The organism is Allobosea sp. (genome assembly GCF_036675845.1).
Taxonomy (GTDB): Bacteria; Pseudomonadota; Alphaproteobacteria; order Rhizobiales; family Beijerinckiaceae; genus Allobosea.
This window is the reverse complement of record NZ_JAKFED010000030.1, coordinates 1-15163: the sequence shown is the minus strand read 5'-3', so window position 1 is coordinate 15163 and position 15163 is coordinate 1. Positions and strand designations below refer to the sequence as shown.

The following is a 15163-nucleotide window of genomic DNA, read 5'->3' as shown; positions in this document are numbered from 1 at the left end:
GGCGATGACGCCGCGCGCGATGACGTCGCACTTCATGATGCCGCCGAAGATGTTGACGAGGATGCCCTTCACCTTCGGGTCGGCGGTGATGATCTTGAAGGCCGCCGTGACCTTCTCCTCGGAGGCGCCGCCGCCGACATCGAGAAAGTTCGCCGGGCTTTCGCCATAGAGCTGGATGATGTCGAGCGTCGCCATGGCGAGACCGGCGCCGTTGACCATGCAGCCGATGGTGCCGTCGAGCGCGATATAGGCGAGGTCGTGCTTCGACGCCTCGATCTCCTTGGCGTCTTCTTCAGTCTCGTCGCGCAGATCCATCAGCTCGGGATGGCGATAGAGCGCGTTGGAGTCGAAGGAGACCTTGGCGTCGAGGCACTTGACCTGGCCCTGCGTCGTCACGATCAGCGGGTTGATCTCCAGCATCGCCATGTCCTTGGCGGTGAAGGCCGCGTAGATCTGGCCGAGCACGGTTGCCACCTGCTTGGCCTGGTCGCCGGAAAGACCGAGCGCCTTGGCGACGGTGCGGCCGTGATGCGGCATGATCCCGGTCGCCGGATCGACCGAGAAGGTCAGGATCTTCTCGGGCGTGTCATGCGCCACCTTCTCGATGTCCATGCCGCCCTCGGTCGAGACCACGAAGGCGATGCGCGAGGTCTCGCGATCGACCAGCGCCGAGAGGTAGAACTCCTTGGCGATGTCCGAGCCGTCCTCGATATAGAGCCGGTTGACCTGCTTGCCGGCCGGGCCGGTCTGCGCCGTCACCAGCGTATTGCCGAGCATCTCCCTGGCATGGGACTCGACTTCGTCGACCGACTTGGCGAGGCGCACGCCGCCCTTGGCCTCCGCCGACAGCTCCTTGAACTTGCCCTTGCCGCGGCCACCGGCATGGATCTGGCTTTTCACCACATAGAGCGGGCCGGGCAGCTTCTTCGCCGCCTCGACGGCTTCCGCCACCGAAAGCGCCGGGAAGCCGGCGGAGACCGGCGCGCCGAACTCCTTGAGAACCGCCTTGCCCTGATATTCGTGGATGTTCATGTGCTCGGATTCCTTGGACGTGAATGACGAATGGCGAAGGGCGAGTGGATCAGGACGAACGGCCTATTCGCCATCTCGCCACTCGCCTTGTTTCACGCCAGTGACGGATCGACGTTCTTGCAGGCGTCGATCAGGCTCTGCACCGAGGCGACCGACTTGGCGAGCATCTCCTTCTCGGCGCCGTTGAGGCGGATCTTGACGACGCGCTCGACGCCCTTGGCGCCGATCACCACCGGCACGCCGACGAACATGTCCTTGACGCCATACTGGCCCTTGAGCGCGGCGGCCGCCGGCAGCACGCGCTTCTGGTCCTTGAGATAGCTCTCGGCCATGGCGATGGCGGAAGCGGCCGGCGCATAGAAGGCCGAGCCGGTCTTGAGCAGGTTGACGATCTCGCCGCCGCCCTTGCGGGTGCGCTCGACGATGGCGTCGAGGCGCTCCTGCGTCGTCCACTTCATCTTGACCAGGTCGGGCAGCGGGATGCCGGCGACGCCGGAATAGCGCACCAGCGGCACCATGTCGTCGCCATGGCCGCCGAGCACGAAGGCCGAGACGTCCTTGACCGAGACCTTGAACTCATCGGCGAGGAAATGGCGGAAGCGGGCCGAATCGAGCACGCCGGCCATGCCGCAGATCATGTTCGGCTTCAGGCCGGAGAACTTCTGCAGCGCCCAGACCATGGCGTCGAGCGGGTTGGTGATGCAGATCACGAAGGCCTTGGGGGCGTAGGTCTTGATGCCCTCGCCGACCGACTTCATCACCTTGAGGTTGATGCCGATCAGGTCGTCGCGGCTCATGCCGGGTTTCCGCGGCACGCCGGCGGTGACGATGATCACGTCGGCGCCCTTGATGTCCTCATAGCTGTTGGTGCCCTTGTAGCCGGCGTCGAAGCCGTCGACCGGGGCGGACTCGGCGATGTCGAGGCCCTTGCCCTGCGGGGTGCCTTCGGCAATGTCGAACAGCACGACGTCGCCGAGCTCCTTGAGGCCGGCGAGGTGAGCCAGGGTGCCGCCGATCTGTCCGGCGCCGATGAGGGCGATCTTCTTGCGGGCCATTGCCGAGTCCTTGTCCTTGAATGCGTGAACCGGAAAACCGACGGTTCTTTGGCCCAACCCGGCATCGGGCCGCAACCCTCAAGCCGATTGGGCGAAATCCGCGAATTCCGGCGCCAAAATCAGCCATTTGCCGGCGAATAGCAAAGGAAATCAAACCATTACAAACTGGGCCGCCGGGCCTGCGGCGCGCTCTGCCGCGAAACTAGGCAATGACATTTTACAAATAATGTCATTTTCTTTTGGTTTCTAGATCACGCCGGTCGCCAATGTCCGCAGCGCAACCCGGATCAGGGTCGAAAGCCGCGCATCGACGGAAGCCTGGGGTACATCGGCCTCCAGTTCAAGCGCCGCCGGATGGATGAAGCGGTGGGTGGCGTCGATCACGAAGGCGATCGCCCGCTCGCGGTCGCGCGGCTCGAAGGCGCCGGTGGCGATGCCGTCGTCGATGACGCGCTCGAACAGGGCACGGACCCGGGTGCGGTTGCGCCGGCTGATCGCATGGCGCTTCGCCACCGCCTGCGACAGCGCCGAGAAGAGATGCGGGTCCTCGTGCAGCAGGTCGCGATTGGCCTTGGCCAGCGCCAGGATCAGGCGCTCGAGCTTGTCGTCTGCCGGATCGGGACCGTCGGCGATGTCGGCGAGCCGGCGCTCCGTCGCCTTGAGCCAGACATCGACCACGGCATCGACCAGCGCGATCCGCGACGGGAAATAGCGGTAGACATTGGCATGGGTCATGCCAGCCTCTTCCGCCACCGCAACCACGGTGAAGCGGCGCAGTCCGTGCAGGCGCAAATGTTCGCTGGCGACCGAGAGGATGCGGATCTCGCTCGGCTCGCGCGCGACCACGGGCTTTACGTCTCCACGAGCCCGGTCGTCTCGCCGCTCGCCGCGGAATCGGCGCGGCCATGCGGCAAGGCGAGGTATTCCTCCGAGCGCATCTCGATCAGTCGCGAGGCGGTGCGGTCGAACTCGAAGGCCTCGCGGCCCGAACGCGCGACATAGAGCCCGGTCGGCTCCGCCGCCGCCGAGGCGACGAGCTTCACATGGCTCTCATAGAGCGCGTCGATCAGGATGATGAAGCGCTTCGCCTCGTTGCGCCGGTCGAGTTCCATGATCGGGATCTCGTCCAGCACCAGCGTGTGGAAGCGCTGCGCCAGAGCGAGATAGTCGGAAGCGCCATAGGCCTGGGCGCAGAGATCGGCGAAGCTCGCCCGCACCACGCCGGCGGCGGCCTGCGGCAGCTTCAGCTCATGCCCCTTGATCTCGATCGTCACCGGCGTGCCCTGCGCGGCGCCGGAAAGCCGCGTGAAGGCCTTGTCGAGCGCCGCCTTCGCCGCCGCATCGGCCGGGACATGATAGGTCGGCGCGCCGCCGAGCTTCTCCAGCCGGAAATCGGTGCGCGCGTCGAGGCGGATCACCTCGACCTTGCTGGCGAGAAGCGCGATGAAGGGCAGGAAGAGCGCGCGGTTGAGGCCGTTCTCATAGAGTCGCGACGGCTCGACGTTCGAGGTCGCGACGACGACGACGCCGGCCGCAAAAAGGGCGGTGAACAGCCGGCCGAGGATCATCGCATCGGCGATGTCGGTGACGGTGAATTCGTCGAAGCAGAGCAGGGTCGCCTCGGCCGCGAGATCGGCCGCGACCGGGCCGATCGGGTCCGGTTCCTTGACCCTGCCGGTCTTGAGCTCCTGGCGATAGGCGTGGATGCGCTCATGCACATCGGCCATGAAGGCATGGAAATGCACGCGCCGGCGCGTGGCCAGCGGCACGGCCTCGTAGAACATGTCCATCAGCATGGTCTTGCCGCGGCCGACCGAGCCCCAGATGTAGAGCCCCTTGGCCGCCTCCGGCGGCGGCTGGCGGCTGCCGAAGAGCCAGCCCAGCGCGCTGCTCTTCTTCGCCAGCCGGCGGCTGGCGAGCGTCTCGGTCAGCGCCTGCAGGCGCCTGACGACCGCGACCTGCGCCGGGTCGCGCTCGATCGCGCCGGATTCGACAAGGGCGGCATAGCGTTCGGGAAGCGTGGCGGGCATGGTCTGCGCGGCAGAGGAAGGGCGCCTGACGGTTACGGCAGCGTCGCCGCGCCTGCAAGCCTCCCGCACGCCCGCAGGCTATGGAGCAGCCCGCCGCGCAGATGGCGGGCAAGTTCGGCGGCCGCCCTCGGCCCGAGCGCGACAGGTGCAGCGTGATCGCGAAGGCCTGCTCCTGGCGCGCCTGCTGCGCCGGCCCTGGCAATGGCGCCTGCTCAACGTCCTGCTCGGCCTGGCGCTGGCGGCCTTGGTCGTCCCGATCTGGCTCTGAGGCGAAAAACCGGCCTGCTTTCTGGGCTTATAGCCGTAAATTGCCGCAATCCTGCCTCTTGCAATCCAGGATCGCAAGCGCATCTTCGACGCGTTAGGGAAGACACGCCTCCTGGTCGGCTGCGTCGCATCGGCGCGAAATCAGGAGCTGCAATTGAACCGATCGATAAAACCTGGCGCGAAAGCTAGCCGCGGCGAGGTCAGGCGTCTCTGGCCGACCGAGCGCGACCTCTTCACCGCCCATCTGCTGCGCCTCGACGCCGCGACGAGGCGCGAGCGCTTCGGCACCGCCGTCAATGATGACGCGCTCGTCAACTATGCCGAGACGACCTTCGGCATCGGCGGGCTGGTCTATGCCTATGTCGAGGCCGGCGAGGTCCGCGGCGCCGCCGAGTTGCGCGGGCTCGAGGACATCGTCGTCCAGACCGGCGAGGCCGCCTTCAGCGTCGAGAAGCAATGGCGCCGGCGCGGCATCGGCGAGGCGCTGTTCGGGCGCCTGGTCACCGCCGCCCGCAATCGCAGCATCAGCACGCTCTACCTGACCTGCCTGCCCGAGAACACGGCGATGCGCAATCTCGCCCGCAAGTTCAAGGCGGAGCTGGTGCCCGGCTACGGCGATGTCGAATGCCGGATCGCCACCGGCGCGCCGACGCCCTTCACCCTACTCGACGAAGCGCTCAACCACGCCCAGGGCTTCGCGACCTTGTCGCTGGCGCTGCAGCGCCGGTTCTGGCAGCAGCCAGCCCTGTTCGGCGCGGCGCTCAGCGGTTGAGCGAGAGCGCTGCGCCCGACTTGGTCACGGCCCCGTTCATCGCGCCGCCGCTGGCGACGCGCAGGCGCGCCACCACCGAACCGCCCCGCTGATAGAGATAGACCTCGCCGTTGCGGTAGTCCCAGGCGTTGACCTGCTGCAATTCGCGGTTCGAGCAGCCACTGGCGCTGGCGCGGTAGAGATCGAGCGAAGGCGAGCTCGAGAGCTGCACCTTGCAGGAACCGCCCGTCGCCTCCTGCGCCGTCCAGTTGCCGACGACGCCGTCGCGCGAGCCGACACCGCCGCGTGCCGGCCCCGGGGTTGAGCTGGGATTGGCGTTGGCGACCTGGCCGCGCTGCCCCGGCGGCGTCTCGATCACGCGCTCGACCGGCTGCTGCCCCTGCGCCGCCGCCTGAGGATCGAAGAACGGATCGCCGGGCGCGGGCATCCCCGCCCCGCCTCCGACCGGCGGCGCCGAGGCCGCCGGATAGCCCCCCGGCGGCGGCAGCGGCTCGGCCGTGATCGGCGCGGAGGAAATCGGCGGCGCCGGCTGGAGCGGCTCGCTGTAGACCGGTCCGCGCCCCGCCATCGAACCGGGCCCGGGGCCGGAAAAGCGCTGCGAGCCGGCACAGGCCGCCAGCCCGAGCACCGGCAGCAGGCCCGCCAGCCGCAGCAGACGCGGCAAGGCAAGGCGCGGCCAAGGAAGGGCCGGCAGGGGAAGAGTCTTCGGATTCATCTTTGTCATCTCGATTGCTCGGCCCTCGGCTCGACCGCCGACTTGGCCACTCCCGCCATCCTAAATCTCACGCCTGAACATGGCATGACCACGTTCAAGGCGGCAAAAAGCGCTCAGGTCAAGCAATCTCGCCATTTCATCAACGGGCGGGGCATGGCAGAACCGCCGCAACCGACAGTCCGGAACAGCCGATGAAGCCGCTCTCGCCCTCTTCGATTCGCGTCCCCTTCGCCCGCTACAGCCATGGCGCCGAGGTCCCGGCCGGCCAGCGCCTGGTCTTCTGCTCCGGCCAGCTTGGCATCGCCGCCGACGGCACGATCCCCGAACGCGCCCGGGAGCAGGCCGATCTCTGCTTCGCCAACATCGCCGCGATCCTGGCCGAGGCAGGCATGACGCTTGCCGACATCGTCCGGATCAACGCCTATGTGACCGACCGCGCCCATATGAAGGGCTATATGGAATCGCGCGACGCCCATGTCGGCACGCCGCCGCCGGCCTCGACGCTGATGGTGGTTTCCGGCTTCACCCTGCCCGAATTCAAGGTCGAGATCGAAGTCGTCGCCGCAGCCCCCGAAAAGCGGCGAAAGCCGGCGCGCGGCATCACCGCCCCGAAATTCTAAAGCACGCAGCGGATTTCCAGAAGGCACCCTGTCATCCCGGGGCTCAGGAACTCTACGATGGATCACGGGGCAAGCCCGGGATGACGGCGGTTCCGAGCCAGGGCTGCATGCTCCGGGATCGCAGCCGAAGCGAGGCGGCTTCAGGCCGGCTCCGGCGCGCGCCAGGGATAGGTCCAGGTCTCGGTCAGCGCCTTGTCGCCGCTGCGCAGGAAGGCGCGCAGATCGGCCATCTGGCCGGGCTCGACGACGATGTCGAAGAAGGCGCGGAAGCCGTCCGTCTTGCGGTTCGGCACGATGAAGGCGCGCACGATCCGCCCGTTCGAGATCGAGGGCACGATCTCGACCTTCTCCGGCTGGTTGAGATGGAAGGCGAGATCGCCGCCGGAAAAGTCGATGATGAAGCGCCGCGCCCCGTCCGGCACCGGCTCGCCCGAGCCCAGCGCCTTCGGCCGTGCCTGGTAGGTGTTGATCGCCCGCCCGCCCGGATGCAGTTCGTCGGCGTCGAGCATCGCGGTGAGCTTGTAGCGGAAGCTGAACTCGCGGCCGGGCTCGACCGGATTCTTCGGCGCCCAGAGCGCGACGACATTGTCGTTGGTCTCGTCGGTCGTCGGCAGCTCGATCAGCTCGACATGGCCCTCGCCCCAGTCGCCCTGCGGCTCGATCCAGTAGGACGGCCGCAACTCATAGGCGAGATCGAGGTCCTGATAGTGCTCGAAGACGCGGTCGCGCTGGATCAGGCCGAAGCCCCGGACATTGCGCTCGACGAAATAGGACGAAGCCTGCTCGCGCGGGTTGCGCAGCGGCCGCCAGATCCATTCGCCGCTGCCGGAATGGATCATCAGCCCGTCGGAATCATGCAGCTCGGTGCGGAAATCGTCATGGAAGCGCCGGTCGTTCTCGCCGGTGAAGAACATCGAGGTCAGCGGCGCCAGGCCGAGGCGCTCGATGCGCCGGCGCGCGAACAAGGTGGCCGAGACGTCGAGCACGCTGTCCTGGCCGGGATAGACGATGAAGCGATAGGCGCCGGTGGTCGAGGGCGAATCGAGCAGCGCGTAGATCGTGATGCGCTCGGCATTGGCCGCCGGCGTTTCGATCCAGAACTCGCGGAAGGTCGGGAACTCCTCGCCGTCGCGCACCCCGGCGCCGATGGCGAGGCCACGCGCCGAGAGCCCGTAGCGCTGGCCGCGGCCGAGCACGCGGAAATAGCTCGCGCCGATGAAGGAGATCAGCTCGTCGAAGATGCGCGGATCGTTCAGCGGATAATGCAGGCGAAAGCCCGCGAAGCCGAGATTGACCGGCAGCGGCTTGTCGAACTTGGTGCGCCCCTGGTCGAACAGGTTCGCCGAATAGGGCACCGGCATCGGCACCCCCTCGCGAATGACGTTGACCGTCACCGGCCGGGTGAAGAGGAAGCCGGGATGGAACATCTGCAGGCGGAAGCCCGAGCCCGACTGGGCGAGCATCGCCTTCTCGGGCCGGAAGCGGATCTCGCGCCAGGCGTCGAAATCGAGCCGGGTCAGCGCCTCCGGCAGGCTCGGCCCGATCTCGAAGGGCGCGGCCGAGATTTCGCGGGCGCGGCGTACCACCTCCTCGAAACCGAAGCGTGGCTGTGGCGGGGTGCCCTGCGCCTCCGGCTGCTGGGCCAGAAGCGCCTGCGGCGCGGCGGTGGCGCACAGCGCTGCGCTCAGCCCGGCCAGAAGCCGGCGGCGGTCGGTCACGATCATGGTCGAAGCTTGCCCCGTCTACGCGGCGCCCGAAGGCGCTTTCCCGCAACGACTTAGGCGATGAAATGGGGCTGGTCTAGGGCGTAGGCGCGGCCCGGGCGGATGGTCGCGAAAGGCCGCTGCTTCCCCGCGTCGCCGCCATGGCGGAATCCTTAGCCGCGTTCGCTAAAAAACCCGCTTCCGGGCGTAAGAAAAAACTTGAAGCGCGGGTCACCCATCCGTATATGGGGGTCACCCAATTCGCACGTGCCTGTGGCCGCGTGCCGGTCGGTGGGCATCCGGACAAGAGGCCGGACAGCCGCCAGGGATGGGAAACGGATGGAGGGGGATGGATATCCCCTCAAATCACGCTCCCGGTCTTCGCAAGAGGGCCGCTCCCGAACAGCGACTGGCAGCCGGAGGCGAAACCGGCGAACCCCGAATCTCCACGGGGGACGTAGCTTAAAGCAACGACGGAGCGGGCTTTTTTGGTCTCGTCAGCCCTCCAAAGGCTGGCACCGAAGAGGCTTGTCCTTCATTGCCGGGCGTGCGGGGCTAATCTCCCAATCGACGGTGTTTTTCGGGTCCGGACGTTTCGTCCGCAGTCCTTGGCGTCTCCATCGCGCCTCGGATCGCGAACGTTTCAACCGGCTACACGTCGTATCGGCGCCGCTTGCGCCGAAGAGGAGAAGCGTCTCATGACCGAGCGCATCCGTGGATTTCTGCGCGACCGCCGCGAGGATGGTCCCTGCGTCGTGATCGACCTCGAGGTCGTGCGCGAGAACTATGTCGCCTTCTCCCGGGCGCTGCCGGACACCCGCGTCTTCTACGCGGTCAAGGCGAACCCGGCGCCGGAAGTGCTGCGCCTGCTGGCCAAGCTCGGCTCCTGCTTCGATTGCGCCTCGGTCGTCGAGATCGAGCTCGCACTCTCGGCCGGCGCCACGGCGGACCGCATCTCCTTCGGCAACACCATCAAGAAGGAGCGCGACGTCGCCCGCGCGATGGAACTCGGCGTGCGCCTGTTCGCTGTCGACTGCGTCGCGGAAGTCGACAAGATCGTCCGTGCGGCCAAGGCGACCGGATCGCAGGATGCGAGCATCTTCTGCCGCATCCTCTGCGACGGCGCCGGCGCCGACTGGCCGCTCTCGCGCAAGTTCGGCTGCGTGCCCGAAATGGCCGCGGACGTGCTCGAGCATGGCCATCGCAACGGTCTGCGCGCTTACGGCATCTCGTTCCATGTCGGCTCGCAGCAGGCGAACGTGAACGCCTGGGATTCGGCGCTGGCCTCGGCCTCCGCCGTGTTCAAGGAGTGCGCCACCCGCGGTCTTGCGCTGTCGATGGTCAATCTCGGCGGCGGCTTCCCGGCGCGCTATCTGCGACCGATCCCGGGCGTGCCGGCCTATGGCGATGCGATCTTCCAGGCGCTGTCGAAGCATTTCGGCAACCGCCTGCCGGAGACCATCATCGAGCCCGGCCGCGGCATGGTCGGCGAGGCGGGGCTGATCGAGGCCGAGGTCGTTCTGATCTCGAAGAAGAGCGAGGACGACGCGGTTCGCTGGGTCTATCTCGACATCGGCAAGTTCAACGGGCTGGCCGAGACGATGGACGAGGCGATCCGCTATCCGATCCGCACGCAGCGCGACGGCGATGCGACGGTGCCTTGCGTGCTGGCCGGCCCGACCTGCGATTCGGTCGACGTGCTGTACGAGAAGACGCCGTACATGCTGCCGTTCAGCCTGGAGATCGGCGACCGCGTCCTGATCGAGGGCACCGGCGCCTATACGACGACCTATTCGGCCGTCGCCTTCAACGGCTTCCCGCCGCTGAAGCAGTACGTCATCTGACGTCGAAACGGGGGCGGCAAGCCGCCCCCTGGATATCGGGTCCGGCGAAGCGCCCTGCCATGATCGGCAGGCCGCCCGGGAAACCGGGCGGAGCGCCTGCGCCTCCAGAATGGAGGGCGCGGACGTGGCTCCCGCCGGACCCAGTTTCCCATCCCCCTGACGTAGAGGCCGCGTTCGCGCGGCGCCGGGAAGGTCCGCGAAGGCGCGGACGCTCCGGCCGGAGGTGCGCCATGATCACGATTCGCGAGGAAATCGCCGCCGATGTCGCGGCCCGCGAGCTCTTGCTCGACCGCTGCCTCGGCGAGCGCCGCTCCGCCAAATCGAGCGAGCGCCTGCGCGAGGGCCGCCTGCCGGCGCAGGGCCTGGCGCTGACCGCCGAGCGCGATGGCGCCGTCATCGCCACCGTCCGGCTCTGGCATGTCGAGGCCGATGGCCGGCCGGCGCTGCTGCTCGGCCCGCTCGCGGTCGCGCCCGAATTGCAGGGCGAGGGGCTGGGCGGAACGATGATGCGCGAGGCGATCGGGCGTGCCGCCGCCCTCGGTCACGGCGCGATCCTGCTCGTCGGCGACGCGCCCTATTACCAGCGCTTCGGCTTCAGCGCCGCGCCGATGGCCGGGCTCGCCATGCCCGGCCCGGTCGAACGCGAGCGTTTCCTCGGGCTCGAGCTTCGCCCGGGCGCGCTCGACGGCGTCAGCGGCCTGCTGCGCCCCGCGGGGACGCTCGTCGCGACCGAGGGAACGGGCGGGCTTCGACGTCGCGCCGCCTGAACGTTCCGCCGCACCGTAGTCGATCCGTCATCAAGCCGCGTCATGAGGACGGGCAGCCCTGGCCGCGCGAGCGGGCGCAAGCCATGGCGGCAGGCGCCCGCCCTTCAGCCACGGCGACGAATGAGCCGCCGGCATTGACGCAAGGATGCGGGGGCCATACCAGCCTGCGCTCATCTGCAACCAGACCACCCAGGAGTTGAAAAGAATGATGGATTGGCCCGTACACGGCGAGATCAGCGGACCGATCGTGATGATCGGCTTCGGCTCGATCGGCCGCGGGACGCTGCCGCTGATCGAGCGGCATTTCAAATATGACAAGAGCCGGTTCGTGGTGATCGCGCCCGACGATGACAACCGGGCCCTTCTGGACGAACGCGGCATCCGCTTCATCCAGGAAGCCGTGACGCTCGAGAACTACAAGTCCATGCTCGAACCCCTGCTGACCGCAGGCGGCGGCCAGGGTTTTTGCGTCAACCTGTCCTGCGACACAGGCTCGCGCGACCTGATGGAATTCTGCTCCAGCCTCGGAGCCCTCTATATCGATACGGTCAACGAGCCCTGGCTCGGCTTCTATTTCGACCAGAGCAAGGGCCCGGCCGAGCGCTCGAACTACGCGCTGCGCGAGATGACGCTCGCCGCCAAACGCGCCCGCGCGCCGGGTTCGACGACGGCCGTCTCGTGCTGCGGCGCCAATCCCGGCATGGCTTCCTGGCTGGCCAAGAAGGCCCTGCTCAACCTCGCCTCCGACCTGCGCCTGAACCTGCCCGAGCCGACCACCCGCGAGGAGTGGGCCGCGCTGATGCAGCATGCCGGCGTCAAGGGCATCCATATCGCCGAGCGCGACACGCAACGCTCGCGCAATCCCAAGCCGCCGGGCGTCTTCGTCAACACCTGGTCGGTCGAAGGCTTCATCTCGGAAGCCCTGCAGCCCTCCGAGCTGGGCTGGGGCACCCATGAACGCTGGATGCCGGAGAACGCCTACACGCATGAGACCGGATCGCAGGCTGCGATCTATCTGCTGCAGGCCGGTGCCGAGACCAAGGTCAGGAGCTGGTGCCCGACGCCCGGCCCGCAATACGGCTTCCTCGTCACGCACAACGAGTCGATCTCGCTGTCTGATTATTTCACCGTGCGCGACGACAGCGGCAAGGCGGTCTACCGGCCGACCTGCCACTACGCCTATCATCCGGCCAACGACGCCGTGCTCTCGCTGCACGAGATGTTCGGCAATGCCGGCCGTCCGCAGACCGAGCACCACATCCTCGAGGAAAACGAGGTTGTCGACGGCATCGACGAGCTCGGCGTGCTGCTCTACGGCCACGCGAAAGGCGCCTACTGGTTCGGATCGCAGCTCTCGACCGACGAGGCGCGCACCCTGGCGCCCTACCAGACCGCGACCGGCTTGCAGGTGACTTCTGCGGTGCTCGCCGGCATGGTCTGGGCGCTGGAGAACCCGCGCGCGGGCATCGTCGAGGTCGAGGAGATGGACGTCGACCGCTGCCTCGAGATCCAGCAGCCCTACCTCGGCCCGGTCGCCGGCTACTACACCGACTGGACGCCGCTCGACGGCCGGCCGGGCCTGTTCCCGGAGGACATCGACAGCTCCGATCCCTGGCAGTTCCGCAACATCCTGGTGCGCTGAGCAGACAGGCGCGTCATTCCCGGGCGACCACAGGAAGACCCGGGAATCCCAGGCCGGAAGAGGTTCCCTGCAGGGCGAGCCGCATCCGGCCCGAGCCCGGACGTGATGCCAACAAAAAAAAAGGCCCGCCTCCCGGCGGGCCTTTCGCGTTCGACAGCCTCGCGCCTGGCTCAGCGGCCCGGCGTCGAGAAGCTGTTGGCGAAGGGATTGGCGCCGGCGCCGATCCGCGGCGGCAAGGTGCCCTCGCCATAGAGCTCGCCGGAAGCGGCGTAGACGGGGCTGGCGATGACATTCTGCGTCGCATAGCGGTTCATGCTGCCGACGGCGACGACATTGCCGGCGTCGAAATAGCTGCGCTTCTGCACGGTGATGCGCAGCGGCCGCCGCTCCTGCGCCTCGGCCAGCGAGGCCGCAAACGGCACGGCGGCGAGCGAGATGGCAAGGCCTGCGGCAAGGCGCGAAAGCGAACGCATGGAAGGTCTCCTGAGGCGGCGGCCCCGCAGGGGCTGATGTCCAATCGGTGACGCAACGGTACAACGCCAGAGTTAATGCTTTTGTTGCGCCTTGCCAGGGCGAGCTGCGATAACGAGGCCGTTACCGCGGATTTCCCGGCTTGCCGGAGGCCGTCTTCAGGGCCGGCGCCTTGCCGTCCGCATCGAGCCAGGAGCCCTTGCGTCCACTCGCCGCCAGGCGCGGCACCGAGCAGCCCTGCCGGCGGTTGAGCTCGGTACGCGCGAAGATCGCCCGCAATTCCTGGTCGTCGCCGGCACTGAGCAGGTCGATCCGGTCGAGCATGCAGGTCAGCTGCGCCCGGTCGGGCGCCTTGGCCTCGCCGCCGCACCACCAGCCCGAGAAGGAAAGATGCGCCGCGCCGTCGAGATGGCGAAAGCCGATGCAGGCGCGATTGACCGTGCCGTCGCCCAGCCCGATATCGGCGGTCTCGACCAGGCCGAACTTGGTCTCGATCGGCGTCGCCGCGCCGCTGCGCCCGACGGAGAGGCCGCGCGCCGCGCTTTCGCGCACCAGGGCGATGACGAAGGGCTGCGACAGCCCGGCCGGGGCACCCTGCCCCTCGCCCTCGCGGTTGACCCGGAACTTCAGCGCCAGGAACGGCTTGCCGTCGCCGAACTCGCCGAAGCTCAGCATGTCCTCGCGCTGCGAGCCCTGCTGGTTGCGGCGCGCCTCATAGCCGGTGCGCCGGCCGAGCTCCGGCGTTTCCAGGCCGAACAGCGCGATCGGCCGCGTCACATTGATCCAGCCATCCTGGCCGAAGGCGGACGGCGCGGCCTGGACGCGCACATCGCGGATCGCCGGCGCCTCGACCGGCGTCATCGTCGACAGGCTCGGCAGAGCCGCTTCCGGCTCACCGGAGGAGAGCCCGGCGACCAGCGTCGCGGTCAGCCCGATGCCGGTGGCGGCCGCGGCGCCGCGCCAGATCAGGCCGCGGGTCAGCCCGAAGGCGCCCGAGCGCGCATGGCGGCGAACGGCACGGGCGAGCGCGGAAAAGCCCGCCTCGACCGCGTCGGCGCAGTCGATCAGCAAAGCGACAGGGTCGAGGTGCTTCTTCCGCGGCCCCGGCCCGGCGTCGCCAGCCGGCGCCGGACGGCGCAGGCGCGACATGGCGGCCAGCAGCCATTCGCGAATGGCGGTTATGATGTCCCCGGACACGGCACGAACCCGACCTATTGCGGTCGCAGGCGGTATCGGCGCCCGCTCCCTCTTCCTCACCCGCCGGCAGCTTCGGCTGCGCTCCGTCAGCGGCTCGTTACCGTGCGGCGGCGATCGGGAAACAGGGTCAATGCCGGGTAAGGATGCAGGGTTAATGCAGGCTTTTTGGCCCGGCCCCGGCTTTCCGCCGATTGACATTTCGCCGGCGCCGGTGTTTGGGAAAGCCCGCTGGAATGTGCTATCCTTCCGGCTCCGCGATGACGATCAGCTCTGGATTGGCTCTGTGACCTTCCGTCCGACGACGAAACGCACGACCGAGACGGCGACCGGGAAAACCCGGACGCTGCGCTGACGCTTCGCCTCGATTCCGGGTTCTCCCCCCCGGCCGGGGTCAATGGCCGGAACCGCGATCGAAAAAGCGGTGAAGGCCTTCCCCGGGGAGGCTGAACCGGTTTCGCCAGAAGGAATTCCTGAAATGAGCTTCAAGGTCGCGGTAGTCGGCGCCACGGGCAATGTGGGCCATGAGATGCTCGACATCCTGGCCGAGCGGGCCTTCCCCGTCAGCGAGGTCGTGGCGCTCGCCTCGCAGCGCTCGATCGGCACCGAGGTCTCCTTCGGCGACAGGACGCTGAAGGTGAAGGCGCTCGACCATTACGATTTCTCCGACACCGACATCTGCCTGATGTCGGCCGGCGGCGCCGTCTCCAAGGAATGGTCGCCGAAGATCGGCGCGCAGGGCTGCGTCGTGATCGACAATTCCTCGGCCTGGCGCATGCATCCCGACGTGCCGCTGATCGTGCCCGAAGTGAACGCCGCCGCCGCCGCCGGCTTCACCAAGATGAACATCATCGCCAACCCGAACTGCTCGACCGCGCAGCTCGTCGTGGCGCTGAAGCCGTTGCATGACCGCTTCAAGGTCAAGCGCGTCGTCGTCTCGACCTATCAGTCGGTCTCCGGCGCCGGCAAGGAGGGCATGGACGAGCTCTTCAACCAGACCCGCGCCGTGTTCTCGGCCGGCGAGGTCGCCGCCAAGAAGTTCTCCAAGCGC

At 67.8% G+C, this 15163-nt stretch carries 15 protein-coding genes; 7 read left to right on the top strand and 8 right to left on the bottom strand.

Translation table 11 applies throughout. From position 1 onward, the window contains the following. The 4 genes from sucC to zapE form a co-directional block, all read right to left on the bottom strand. Window positions 1-1032, bottom strand: a 1032-nt coding sequence (gene sucC / locus V6M56_RS02335) for an ADP-forming succinate--CoA ligase subunit beta (protein ID WP_332680965.1), incomplete at its 3' end; no start/stop codon positions are given. A 92-nt stretch (window positions 1033-1124) separates the two neighbouring features. Then, window positions 1125-2087: a malate dehydrogenase gene (gene mdh, locus V6M56_RS02330; RefSeq protein WP_332680964.1), complete on the bottom strand. Its 963-nt coding sequence runs from the start codon at window positions 2085-2087 to the stop codon at window positions 1125-1127. A 246-nt stretch (window positions 2088-2333) separates the two neighbouring features. Continuing rightward, entirely contained in the window at window positions 2334-2933 is a 600-nt protein-coding gene (locus V6M56_RS02325) for a TetR/AcrR family transcriptional regulator (protein ID WP_332680963.1), read from the bottom strand. 5 nt (window positions 2934-2938) lie between these two features. Continuing rightward, window positions 2939-4117 (bottom strand): cell division protein ZapE, encoded by a 1179-nt coding sequence (gene zapE, locus V6M56_RS02320; RefSeq protein ID WP_332680962.1) that lies wholly within the window; start codon window positions 4115-4117, stop codon window positions 2939-2941. Window positions 4118-4262: 145 nt separating this feature from the next. Here zapE and V6M56_RS02315 point away from each other — a divergent pair, with 145 nt between their 5' ends. Next, window positions 4263-4385: a hypothetical protein gene (locus V6M56_RS02315; protein ID WP_332680961.1), complete on the top strand. Its 123-nt coding sequence runs from the start codon at window positions 4263-4265 to the stop codon at window positions 4383-4385. Window positions 4386-4538: 153 nt separating this feature from the next. Then, window positions 4539-5156, top strand: a complete 618-nt coding sequence (locus V6M56_RS02310; RefSeq protein ID WP_332680960.1) for a GNAT family N-acetyltransferase — start codon at window positions 4539-4541, stop codon at window positions 5154-5156. Here the strand turns inward: V6M56_RS02310 and V6M56_RS02305 are convergent. Next, on the bottom strand, window positions 5146-5820 hold the full coding sequence (locus V6M56_RS02305) for an AprI/Inh family metalloprotease inhibitor (RefSeq protein ID WP_332680959.1): 675 nt from the start codon (window positions 5818-5820) through the stop codon (window positions 5146-5148). The genes V6M56_RS02310 and V6M56_RS02305 overlap by 11 nt on opposite strands. Before the next feature lie 242 nt (window positions 5821-6062). Between V6M56_RS02305 and V6M56_RS02300 the strand changes: the two genes are divergently transcribed. Further along, window positions 6063-6491, top strand: a complete 429-nt coding sequence (locus V6M56_RS02300; protein WP_332680958.1) for a RidA family protein — start codon at window positions 6063-6065, stop codon at window positions 6489-6491. A gap of 140 nt (window positions 6492-6631) precedes the next feature. Here V6M56_RS02300 and V6M56_RS02295 read toward each other — a convergent pair whose 3' ends face one another. Next, on the bottom strand, window positions 6632-8215 hold the full coding sequence (locus tag V6M56_RS02295) for an OpgD/OpgG family glucan biosynthesis protein (RefSeq protein ID WP_332680957.1): 1584 nt from the start codon (window positions 8213-8215) through the stop codon (window positions 6632-6634). A gap of 677 nt (window positions 8216-8892) precedes the next feature. Here V6M56_RS02295 and V6M56_RS02290 point away from each other — a divergent pair. From V6M56_RS02290 to V6M56_RS02280, 3 genes are all read left to right on the top strand, one after another. Next, entirely contained in the window at window positions 8893-10038 is a 1146-nt protein-coding gene (locus V6M56_RS02290) for a type III PLP-dependent enzyme (RefSeq protein ID WP_332680956.1), read from the top strand. 230 nt (window positions 10039-10268) lie between these two features. Further along, window positions 10269-10805 (top strand): GNAT family N-acetyltransferase, encoded by a 537-nt coding sequence (locus tag V6M56_RS02285; protein ID WP_332680955.1) that lies wholly within the window; start codon window positions 10269-10271, stop codon window positions 10803-10805. 205 nt (window positions 10806-11010) lie between these two features. Continuing rightward, on the top strand, window positions 11011-12447 hold the full coding sequence (locus V6M56_RS02280) for a homospermidine synthase (RefSeq protein ID WP_332680954.1): 1437 nt from the start codon (window positions 11011-11013) through the stop codon (window positions 12445-12447). A gap of 170 nt (window positions 12448-12617) precedes the next feature. Here the strand turns inward: V6M56_RS02280 and V6M56_RS02275 are convergent, their stop codons facing one another. Beyond that, window positions 12618-12920, bottom strand: coding sequence for a hypothetical protein (locus tag V6M56_RS02275; RefSeq protein WP_332680953.1), 303 nt, complete (start codon window positions 12918-12920; stop codon window positions 12618-12620). A 121-nt stretch (window positions 12921-13041) separates the two neighbouring features. Then, window positions 13042-14115 carry a hypothetical protein gene (locus V6M56_RS02270; RefSeq protein WP_332680952.1) on the bottom strand — a complete coding sequence of 358 codons (1074 nt, stop codon included), beginning with the start codon at window positions 14113-14115 and terminating at the stop codon, window positions 13042-13044. Window positions 14116-14590: 475 nt separating this feature from the next. Here V6M56_RS02270 and V6M56_RS02265 point away from each other — a divergent pair. Further along, window positions 14591-15163, top strand: a 573-nt coding sequence (locus tag V6M56_RS02265; protein WP_332680951.1) for an aspartate-semialdehyde dehydrogenase, incomplete at its 3' end; no start/stop codon positions are given.

What these genes read in the sequence shown, in the direction of transcription:
- V6M56_RS02290 (WP_332680956.1), top strand. Translation starts at nt 8,893, where the DNA reads ATGACCGAGCGCATCCGTGGATTTCTGCGCGACCGCCGCGAGGATGGT.
- zapE (WP_332680962.1), bottom strand. Translation starts at nt 4,117, where the DNA reads ATGCCCGCCACGCTTCCCGAACGCTATGCCGCCCTTGTCGAATCCGGC.
- mdh (WP_332680964.1), bottom strand. Translation starts at nt 2,087, where the DNA reads ATGGCCCGCAAGAAGATCGCCCTCATCGGCGCCGGACAGATCGGCGGC.
- V6M56_RS02285 (WP_332680955.1), top strand. Translation starts at nt 10,269, where the DNA reads ATGATCACGATTCGCGAGGAAATCGCCGCCGATGTCGCGGCCCGCGAG.
- V6M56_RS02275 (WP_332680953.1), bottom strand. Translation starts at nt 12,920, where the DNA reads ATGCGTTCGCTTTCGCGCCTTGCCGCAGGCCTTGCCATCTCGCTCGCC.
- V6M56_RS02280 (WP_332680954.1), top strand. Translation starts at nt 11,011, where the DNA reads ATGATGGATTGGCCCGTACACGGCGAGATCAGCGGACCGATCGTGATG.
- V6M56_RS02300 (WP_332680958.1), top strand. Translation starts at nt 6,063, where the DNA reads ATGAAGCCGCTCTCGCCCTCTTCGATTCGCGTCCCCTTCGCCCGCTAC.
- V6M56_RS02295 (WP_332680957.1), bottom strand. Translation starts at nt 8,215, where the DNA reads ATGATCGTGACCGACCGCCGCCGGCTTCTGGCCGGGCTGAGCGCAGCG.